A 10,598-nucleotide genomic window follows, 5' to 3' on the forward strand; every position below is an offset into this window, starting at 1 on the left:
TTAAAAAATGTGAAGACGATACTGGAAAAGGTTTTAGAGCATGGCAGTTTAAACCTTTACTCAATCAGTAGCAGCCAAAAGGAGTACGAAAAATTGAGACGGACAATTACAGGTGACAATAAGCTAAATGACTTTGATCCCGAGCAAATTAGTGAAGTACTATGCGCTGAAACAGCCAAGAAATACGAGTCTTCGGATAATGTTATTTTGATTCATGATCCCAGCGAGATACGCAAAAAATATACCAAGCAAGCAGAGCATATAGGAAAAGTAAAAGATCTGAGTAAGAAAACCATCAATGGCTATAGTAGCTTCAATACAATTGCCGTTAATTTAGATAATAAACAGATTGATTTATTGGGTCATGAGCTATACAGCAACAAGCAGCCAGAGTTTTTATCAAAAGAAACGATTGAACAGTTAAGTGCCGGTGAGGATATCGTGATTTCACAGGCGTCTAAAGAAGCCTATGATGACGATAGTTATTTGACCTCAAAGCGCATAGCATTAAAGCATATTAAATCCTGCTCTAACGCCTTGAAAGAAAAGAATTCAGCATTAAATATTACGCATGTATTAGATCGTGAGTTTGATGATAGTGAGTACTTTGATTTTATACAGGAACTGAAAGATGAGTTTGTCATACGATTGAAGAAAAACAGGACAGTTTCAGGCTTAAGCGGTGATAAGGAGCAAAAAGGGAAATTGATAGATCACGCCTTTGAACATTCATATACTTTCTGTATTCAAAAGCTATACATCAGTGGACGCTGTTTTCAGGATTGCGTGATCAAGGCTAAATGGCAGAAGATTGGGCAGTATCATGTTGTTTTAATGACGCTGCTTGATCGCAAGGGCAAAGAAGCTTTTGACGAACCGATGCTTTTAATCACAAATAAGGAGCTTATGAATCAATATGACGTTTACAACGTTTATGATTGCTATTTAAAGCGCTCTCGTATTGAGGGTGTGTTTAAATTTATCAAAGGTGAGTTAGGCTGGGAAGAGTTTAGGATAAAAGACTTTGAAGGGATTAAAGCCATTACTGCTATTGGTTTCTTTGTTGCATCTTATTTATATGAGATTGGTCAAGGTGAAGTTTATGATGACTTTGTTGTATTGATTGCACAGCTTGGCGGCTCTAAATCAGGTGAAGTAACAAGGCATTACATCTTGGAAGGAATGAAAACATATCTTGCAAAACTACGCGTAGATCAGTTTATTGAGGAGCATCAGATAAGCCAAGCAGACTTAAAAGCCATATTGAATTTTATTGGGCGAGGAGAAATTTAAAAAATGAGGAGTTTTCAGTTTAAATGCAATATTTGGTATTAAAAATGGTATCCAAGACTCAGAGATAGATTGAGCATACTAGGTACATAGCTGCCATTGTAATAAGGTGAATAAGTATTCTCCCCAATTCCAAAAATATATTGTGCTTCTAGACCAAGTATTAATGAATATGGCAATAAATATTGATAGCCCAATGAAATAAACGGTCGAATATTAGTTTTCGAACTCTCTTTTAATGCTGGATTATTGTAATCGGGTATCTGAGAGGCTGATGGACTAAATTGAGAAAAAACAATCGCTGGTCCTGTTGACAATAGAATTTCACTATCAATACTGGCAATGGGGAAATGAGCAGTCATTAAGATATTGATCCCGGAAAAGTGCATCTTACTTTCACCATTTGACTGCGTGATCAATCCATTATAATTATCAAGAGCGACACTGGTGCTTCCTGCATCCCAATAGCGAATACCAAAAGATAGATATTGCCACGGGCGAATACCAAATTCAGCAGCGAAATAAGGAGAATAACGCTTAGCTGGTTGATAAAGGTCATCTGAGCCCCATGATTGAGTAATTGACTCTTTAGACTGTGGAAAGTTTTTATAGGAAACACCACCGTAGACACCAACATAAAACCAATCATTTGCGGTAAGCGCGGTTCTGCTGTCATCTTCGCTTAATGATATTTGGATAGCAGTATCTAACTCAGAGGCTGAATTAATGGGTTTAGTATGTGCATAGCTTATGCTTTGTATAAAGAATAAAGCCGGTAATATAAAATAAATTTTTCTCATCAAAAATCTCTACTGGGTTATAAAACAGAGGCAATTATTAGGGAAAAACATTATCGGAGCGATGATGGTCTCAAAAACCGGACAGAATGATGATTTTATAACAAAATAGTACTTATTGTCGTAGTATTGTAGGATTTTTCAATTTTTATTGAGTAGACAGTATTTGATTGTTGTGTATAATGAATTCATATTATCATCGTCATACATAAATTAAATGCCAACAATCCAAGAAGTGCATAGATGCAGCTTCATAAAATATAAAAACATACTAAAGAGATTAATCTCTCCTATGATCGATACATTGTGTGTTACTGGATTGTCTTATACGAGATTATTTGCAAATGGACAAGTAGTTGATCTGCCTGTATTAGAACACGAAATCTATGGCGCTTGGTTAGAAGGAGCTCCAAATAAAGATCCTGCGTTTCATTTAAACAATTTTACTAAAATTCCTAAAATGATTTGGTATCATGAACTAGCTTCTTTTTTATGCAATGATGATCAGTCTAGCTACTCATTTATTGAAACTATCAATAATTTTGACTATTGCTTGAACTATGTTAAATATAATGAAGATAATTCAATCAGTAGGCTTTCTGTAATTACCCGATGCAAATCTATGGGATTCTTTAATGATAAACAACTGATGTTAGATCAGTGTATAGCGGTGATAGAAGCTTATTTGTTTGATAACAAAACACGTATTGCTTTAGAGTTTGATATTTCCAGCGATATTATGCCCATTATTTTTAAGGGTGTTGATGAGATTGTGGCTATTGAGGTTTTATCAAAGTTGACGGCTCAAGAATTGCTTTGTCTTAAATTAATTTATGCAGGATATTATGAGTCAAAAGAAATTGCGTTAAAACTGCATAAATCACCCAGAACAATTGAAGGAACAATCGCGCGACTTTCACAGAAGCTCAGTTGCAATAACAAATATGAGTTAGCGGTTAAAATAAGTAAAATGCATGATGTGATGCGCTGTGTGGTAATGAAAGGGTGGTAGGTAAAAGTAATAGGTATTGTTTTAATGATTACGATAAAACTAAAATATAAATCAACTTGTGGAGTTTCTTGAGTATAATGGAGTTTGCAAATCAACAATGTACCTTGCGAGACATACATCACTATCACTGGAAAAAACATGAGCATACCTTTAAGAAGATCGTTCAATCTATGGATTTGCCGTTTGACATTGAGGGTTTGACTTATACGGAAACTTTTAGTTCAGGAGTGGCAATTAATCTTCCATTAAAATATCTGGAGAGCTTTCACGATTGGGCTCAGTCTGAAAAAGCACATATATCTTCTTTTCTCAACGTACTTAATCGCCCAAAAGTTGTGACATTAGATGAATTAAATGTTTGTTCTGAAGATAGTTATCCATATCATTTGTCTCTTGTAACACAAGAAGCATTTAACATCTTACCTATTCAGTATCTCAGGATAGGGAATCAGTCAATTGCCAATATATGTATATTCATTAAAAAGAGTAACTATCTTGAGATTAGCATTCAATATGCGCATCTTAATATTCTTGCGTTAACGCAAAAACTATTTGATTCATTGCGGCAAGAATATCGTTATTTAGCTCATGATTTTTTAGTCAATACAAGACAGAATAATTTTTATTTTAAACAGCATAACACACCAAAAATATTTCCCGATTTAACACGATCAGAAAAGTCATTTTTATTTGCAATATGTCAAGGGCTTTATGAAACAAAGCAAGTTGCAATACATTTAAATCTATCTGTTCGAACGATCGAAGGTTTAATGCGTAGTGTTTTACATAAGTTAGAGTGCAAAAATAGGTATGAACTCTTTGTGAAAATAGGGAGTGATTACTCATGTTTAAGCCACGTAATGGCTGATAATTAAGGTTATGGAGTAGCAAATGAATGCAGTAGAGGAGATCTACACAAAAAGTTACCAAAGATATGCGTATAAATTAAATAAAATTTTAAAAAGTGCTAATTTAGCTTTATCTGTAGAGTCTTTAATATACCATCGCTGTTATTCTCATGGTGGAGTGTTTGCACTACCCTTATTAGCAGATGATAGCTTAAGCGATTATTATACCTCGCCTGAGGCAGATAAAAGAATTTTTCTTGATTTTGAAACTTTGCTATTATCTCCTACGATTAATGATGTAGGTTATAAAAATGCAGTATATCAGTCATATAACCAGTCTTTTTGTGTTGATCATATTCTTACCAAGGAGGAAAGACATGCTTTGCCATGGCATTTACATTACCATCCTGACCATTCAATTAGTTTTTTGTGTATATTTGTAAAGAAAAAAGATGCTCTTATTGCAAATAAATTATTTTATGGAGGACATTTCAGACAGTTGCATCAAACGCTTGATCAATTGATTTTGCAAAATACGTTTGATATCGATTTGAATGGATTTACATTTAAAAATGTAAATCCATCCAAAAATTTGCTTGCAAAGTTTATACCCTCTCCGCAGTTTAGCGAGTTAACGTATACTGAGAACCTGTGCTTTTTAGCTATTTATAATGGTAATTACGAGGTGAAAGCACTTGCTCTATGTATTGATCGCTCACCGAGAACCATTGAAGGATTGATTGCCTCTATGATACAGAAATTAGGGGTGAACAATCGTTATGAACTCTTTGTTAAAATATCTCAGTCACATGAGCACAGGAGATATTTAGCATACATTGCCTATAAATAACTTGAGATCGGTATGTGTCTGTCAATTTACTCGACTGTCTCATCCATCTCGTCGTCATCGTCTACTACGACAAATGGTAGGGTAAATGAAAACTCAGCCCCTTCAAATAAATGCTGATTTAACTCAACTTCATTTTCACAAAGTAACTTAATATAATGTTTAGCTAAAGCAAGATCATATGCAAACTCATGTTTATCTATAGCGACATTAGTGTTTTTAAGGTCCGTGAAGTAATCTGCGCTAAGGTTATCATCTTCTAGCTCCAGAAATGGCATAGTGCCTTTAAATTCAAAGGTTATATAAAGTTTGTCATGCGCTCTGTCTTTGGCAGTAATGTTTAAGTTAATATCCTTTTGAGCGTCTCTACTGATTCCTTTTGTATAATTAGCAAGTAGTGTTCTAATAATGTGGCGAAGTTTTTTATAATCCACATAGATTTTTTGTTGTGATTGGCTATCCATTTCAAATGATACTTTAACATCATATCTCGCACTAATTAAGGCATTTGCAATGCCAATTTCTGGTGTGATCAAACCCTTTAAGAACAGAGGTGTTGTACGATTCGAATCAGGTGCTGTAAGAGCATCATTTTCGCTGATAATTGCGCTATTAATCCTTTGATACATTGTATACATTTCAGATAAGCTTTCGTTAATGCTGTAGAGTTCATTACCCACAGCAATCTCAAGGCTTTCTGGAACAGTAGATCCCATTAATTGCGCCCCTATATTATCAACTGCCTGCGAAATATTTTTAAGAGCATCTATCCATTCATAACCATATGATCTAAGATAGTGTCGTTGAAATGCTAATTTTTTCTCCAGTTGATCCTTTTGGTGTATGGTTTCTTCTTCAAGGCGTTTGCGTTCGGTAATATCGATGGAGATACCGCATGTGCCTATAATTTTTTTATTTTCATCATATAGGGGAGCAATGGTTGCGTTAAAAGCTTTTACTTTACCAGTTGTTCTATCGATAATTGATTCTTCAAAATTTAATTTTTCTCTACTTTCTATAACTTTCTTGTGGTGATGAACAATGGTCTCTGCCATTTCCTTAGGATAAAGATCAAAAGGAGTTTTACCTAATACTTCATCTTTGGACTTTACGCCGGCTGCTTTTATTGCAGATGAACTAAACCCAATTACTCTTTGTTTTGAATCCAGCCAATAAACTGGTTCTGGAACCAAATCAGCAAAAGTTTCAAAGTCTGGCGTTATAATATCAGTATCTGTCGACATATTGATTCCTTTCTTGTACTTGTTACCAAGCGTTAGCTGCTTGTATCTACAAATTGAAGCACAGCAATAACATCTAAAAGTTCCAAAACATAAATTAGTGGCGCCGCCATAAGCAACAATCCACCCATAAGTGACATTGCTTTTTTATGTGATTTGAAAAATTGTAGCATTTTTAGCTGTGCTACATTGATAAATTTACCAGTATTTGCCAGATATTTTTTTAATTCAAAAGGCTGGGGTAAATTTTCATTAAAAGTTGTGTTTAATTTTTCAATATACATTTTTAACTGTTGATTACTTGATGTTGTCCATTGAAAATCTATCATCTTAAATACGGATTCCGTTTTGTTTTGTAAAATAGCGCTACCATTACTTCCAATAAAATGACCATTTTTATCATCGGTGTGCCATTCCATGCGTAACAGAAACCGTCCAATTAAAGCACAATCATCATTGTGCTGTAAATAGTTAACTAACCTATCAATAAAAGTTTCAAAATTCACAATGGTGATTGTGTGATTTTTCGTACTCAGCATTTGAGATAATTTGATCTTATTTGGGTTAAATAGATGATGTGTCTGATTATTTAACTCAGGTTTATCAAACATTTTCACCATTGCTGCTGCGGTTATATCAGCAGGTGAGATCTCGGTTTCATTCATATTATCAGCGATACAGCCTAATTTGCGGATAAAGGTAATATAGGTTGCAAATGCGTTATCTTTGACATCTTCCTGCACGTTGCCATTTTGTTGCATAAAAGCTAAGTTTCCAACACGATAGACACTACTATTAATGCCTTTTTCGCGCCATTTAATGGTATTGATTTCACCGAGATATTTGGTTTTGGTATAGGGTGAACTCCACTCACCATCAATCGTTAATTGATCATCTTCAGTCAGAACTGTTTCATTATCATTGGCAATGCCTGTCATCACAGAATAGCTTGAAATGTAATGGAAATCTTTTAAATTGGTTAGCTCACAAAGCTTAAGTAAATTAATCGTTGATGTGACATTGGCGCTATAAAACGTCTGCTCAATACCAAAATGTTTTGCTAAGGCAGCGCAATGGATGATGCTATCGATATTTTGTGTCAGTTGATAATATTGCTCATCCGCTACACCTATTTGTCTTTTTTCTAAATCACAGGGAATATAAACTACACGATCAGAAAAATGATCCTCTAGAGAGATATCAAAATAAAACCGATATTTATGCGCCATACGCTCCATGGCATGTGTCTTATCTTTTGCTCTAATACATAGGAAAATCTGATAAGGTGTTAATGTTAGTAACTGATTAAGGAGATTGCAACCCAAAAAACCGGTAGCTCCGGTTAATAGGACATTTTGGATCGATTTGGTTGTATATTTTACTGCGGTCATATTAGCTATTTGTGATAAATATTGCGCTTTTTTAAGTGACATCGCTGAATTAAGCTTTTGATGTTCGTTGGTCTGTTGGTTGACATATTTATATTTGATTTGTTCTAACTTGGAAATCAATAAATCATGGGTAATTTGCTTATTATGTGCGAGTTTTCTCGGTGTGCGTAAATCAAAGATTTCAGCAACATCGATCTCAAGATTTGACTGCAACACGATTGAGAGTTGGATTGCCTTAATAGAATTACCACCGAGCTTAAAAAAATCATCATCAATGCCTACTTTTTCAATAAGCAGCACAGTAGAAAACGCCTGACATACAATTCTTTCCTGCTCTGTTCTGGGTTCAATATAAGCTTGAGAACTTTGGAAGGTGATGTCAGGTAAAGCATTGATATCAATTTTGCCATTAACAGTTAATGGTATCTCATAAATCTGTAAGGCAGCACTTGGCACCATGTAATGCGGCAGTTTTTCAGTGAGCTTATCTAGGATTGATTGAGGATTAATTTGCTCATTGGCAGTGTAATAAGCAAAAAGGTATTGTTCATCATTCACTACTCTATTGATAACGATAGCTTGTTGAATATCTTTTATATTACTTAAAGCATGTTCAATTTCAGCTAGTTCAATTCTAAACCCGCGAACTTTAAGTTGCTTATCGTGGCGTCCAATATACTCTAAATCACCATTAGGCAGCCAGCGAACTAAATCCCCTGTTTTATATAAACGATCATAGCCATTGGCTTTGTCGGTTTCAGTAGCAAATTGGTTGGGAATAAACTTTTCAGCAGTTAGTTCAGGTTTGTTAAGATAACCACGCGCTAATCCTCTGCCACCAATATATAATTCACCAATAACACCAATTGGCACAAGGTTATTGTATATATCAACAACATAGCATTTATTATTGGTAATTACCTTTCCAATATTGGTACTGGTTTTGTCATGAATGTAGTGATGCATGGTAGTACATACTGTAGTTTCAGTTAGCCCATAGGCATTAATGAAATTTGTATTTGAAGACCATTTCTTTACTATTAAATGATTACATGCCTCTCCACCTGTGAGTAACTGTTGCAAGCTATTCATGCTATCAGTTGACAGGATACCAAGCATAGCAGGTGGTAATAAAGCAATCGTTATTTGATGATTAGCAATATATTGACTGATTTTTTTTCTATCAGTTTTTACTCCATCTGAGATGATGTATAATTGGGCGCCGAAACTTAACGCACTAAAAATCTCCCACACAGAAGCATCAAACGATATAGATGAAAATTGGAGAAACTTAGATAATTTATCAATTTTTATTCCATCTTGTTGCCCTACAATTAAATTATGTAGAGCTTTATGCTGAATGCAAACGCCTTTGGGTTTTCCAGTCGTACCTGATGTATATATCACATAAGCCAAATCATTGGCGGTGCTCATTGGGATTAAATTATCACTTGAGAGGTTTTCGTAGCAATCACTCTCAAGTGATATGACGGGTGCCTTAGAAATAGCTTGCAGTCTTGAGATATAATGTGATTGTGATAATACCAAAGATGCTTGAGTATCATTAAGGATATACTTCACTCTTTCATCAGGGTAGCTGGGATCAAGAGGGACATATGCCGCTCCTGATTTCAAAATAGCCAAAATGCCAATAATCATTTCTAAGCTTTTATCTAGATATAAAGCGATTAAATCATCAGGAGAAATGGTATTGCTCGATCTGATATAGCGTGCTAGTTGATTGGCTTTGGCATTTAACTGCGCATAGTTAAGTTGTTCTCTCTCAAAAACAATGGCGATATTGTTTGGATTTTTTTTAACTTGTTCTTCAAACAATTGATGAATAGTTTTATCTTTGGGATCAGGTTTGTCTGTTTTATTCCAATCGTAAAGTAGTGTTTTTTGATCAATTGACATTAACTCATATTCAGATATCTTCTTATCTGTGCTGGCTAAAATCTGATTGATCAAATTTTCGAAATACCCAATGAAATAGTTAGGGATATAGTTTTCACGATAAATGATTTCATAACACAAAGCATTTTTATCATATGCAAAACTCAGTGTGGTTATTTTGTTACCATAGAAAAACTCTAAATGATTAAGTGTGAGATCACTCAACTGTATTGGTTGAGATAAAAGACAGGTTTCGATCATTGATATATTTGGTTTTATCTCAAAATTTAATGCCTTTCGAATTTCCTCAAAAGCAATTTCTTGATAATTTCTATCCCCTTTATACTGCTTTTTTATATTATATAACAACCCAGCAAAAGTCATATCTGGTGACAGTTGCACTCGCATAGGATATAGACTGACGAAATAGCCTACTATCTTGTCAAACTCGTTTGCTCGTATATTTTTGGGGTAAGATAACAGAATATCTGTTAAGTGAAAGCATCTAAAAAGAAAGACGCTAATGAGTGCATTGAAAAATATAAAGGGTGTTGTCTTGTGTGTTTTAAGCAGTTTATTTAAAGCTTTTGAATCAATATCAAGCCGCTGACGATTGATTTGTTCGCCATCATTATAAGTGTATTTAGCAAGCTCATTCTGCTGACATCCTTTCAGGTAGTTCTGCCAGTACTTAATGGTTTCTTCCTTCTTCTTAGCAATCACCGATGTTTCGTACTGTAAATAATCAGTTAGCGAATAGGTTTTGAATTGATCGATGGCTTCTAAACCTTCGTTATAAAGCCTTTCAAAGACTTCACTAAAGACAATCGTTGTGAGTCCATCTGAGATAATATGATGCCAGACAAATTGAAAATAATGCGTCTGATCATTCGTCTTGATTAAAATAGCTCTAAATAACCAATCTTTTTCAAGGTTAAATGGCTTGGCTCTTAATGCTTCGATTGCGTCAAGGGCTTCTTGATCAGTTGAATTATTAAGTGTTTGATAGATGAATTCACCATCAAAATGGTCACGTATGATTTGAGATACTTTACCATCTTTTTCAATAAAGCGTGTTTTAAATGCTTCAAAGTAATCACCGATAGTTAAATAAATTGACTTGAATTTTTCTACATCTAAATTGCCTTCAACACGATACGACACAGAAATATTATAGCTATCTGCCTTTGGATTGAGTTTGTAGGCATACCACAACTCATCTTGCTGTTTTGTTAACTGAAGGCATATCATTTTCCACCACATCATTTGACGCTCT

General features: G+C 34.6%; 7 protein-coding genes. 4 read left to right on the top strand and 3 right to left on the bottom strand.

Annotation, left to right across the window (positions count from 1 at the left end):
* Positions 1 to 9 precede the first annotated feature (9 nt).
* Positions 10 to 1,293, top strand: coding sequence for a transposase (locus tag NYP54_RS07315; RefSeq protein ID WP_283155944.1), 1,284 nt, complete (start codon positions 10 to 12; stop codon positions 1,291 to 1,293).
* 38 nt (positions 1,294 to 1,331) lie between these two features.
* Here NYP54_RS07315 and NYP54_RS07320 read toward each other — a convergent pair whose 3' ends face one another.
* Positions 1,332 to 2,090 carry a hypothetical protein gene (locus tag NYP54_RS07320; protein WP_283155961.1) on the bottom strand — a complete coding sequence of 253 codons (759 nt, stop codon included), beginning with the start codon at positions 2,088 to 2,090 and terminating at the stop codon, positions 1,332 to 1,334.
* 214 nt (positions 2,091 to 2,304) lie between these two features.
* Here NYP54_RS07320 and NYP54_RS07325 point away from each other — a divergent pair, with 214 nt between their 5' ends.
* From NYP54_RS07325 to NYP54_RS07335, 3 genes are all read left to right on the top strand, one after another.
* Positions 2,305 to 3,099: a helix-turn-helix transcriptional regulator gene (locus tag NYP54_RS07325; protein WP_283155962.1), complete on the top strand. Its 795-nt coding sequence runs from the start codon at positions 2,305 to 2,307 to the stop codon at positions 3,097 to 3,099.
* Between the two features lie 77 nt (positions 3,100 to 3,176).
* A complete protein-coding gene (locus NYP54_RS07330) occupies positions 3,177 to 3,974 on the top strand; it encodes a LuxR C-terminal-related transcriptional regulator (protein ID WP_283155963.1) in 798 nt (265 codons plus the stop codon).
* 16 nt (positions 3,975 to 3,990) lie between these two features.
* A complete protein-coding gene (locus NYP54_RS07335) occupies positions 3,991 to 4,797 on the top strand; it encodes a hypothetical protein (RefSeq protein WP_283155964.1) in 807 nt (268 codons plus the stop codon).
* A 26-nt stretch (positions 4,798 to 4,823) separates the two neighbouring features.
* Here the strand turns inward: NYP54_RS07335 and NYP54_RS07340 are convergent, their stop codons facing one another.
* Together NYP54_RS07340 and NYP54_RS07345 are read right to left on the bottom strand one after the other, a co-directional pair.
* Complete coding sequence (locus tag NYP54_RS07340; RefSeq protein WP_283155965.1) at positions 4,824 to 6,038, bottom strand: PAS domain-containing protein; 1,215 nt, start codon at positions 6,036 to 6,038, stop codon at positions 4,824 to 4,826.
* A 32-nt stretch (positions 6,039 to 6,070) separates the two neighbouring features.
* Positions 6,071 to 10,588, bottom strand: coding sequence for a non-ribosomal peptide synthetase (locus NYP54_RS07345; RefSeq protein WP_283155966.1), 4,518 nt, complete (start codon positions 10,586 to 10,588; stop codon positions 6,071 to 6,073).
* Positions 10,589 to 10,598: the final 10 nt, after the last annotated feature.

The sequence above is a fragment of the Cysteiniphilum sp. QT6929 genome, assembly GCF_030035755.1.
Taxonomy (GTDB): domain Bacteria; phylum Pseudomonadota; class Gammaproteobacteria; order Francisellales; family Francisellaceae; genus Caedibacter; species Caedibacter litoralis.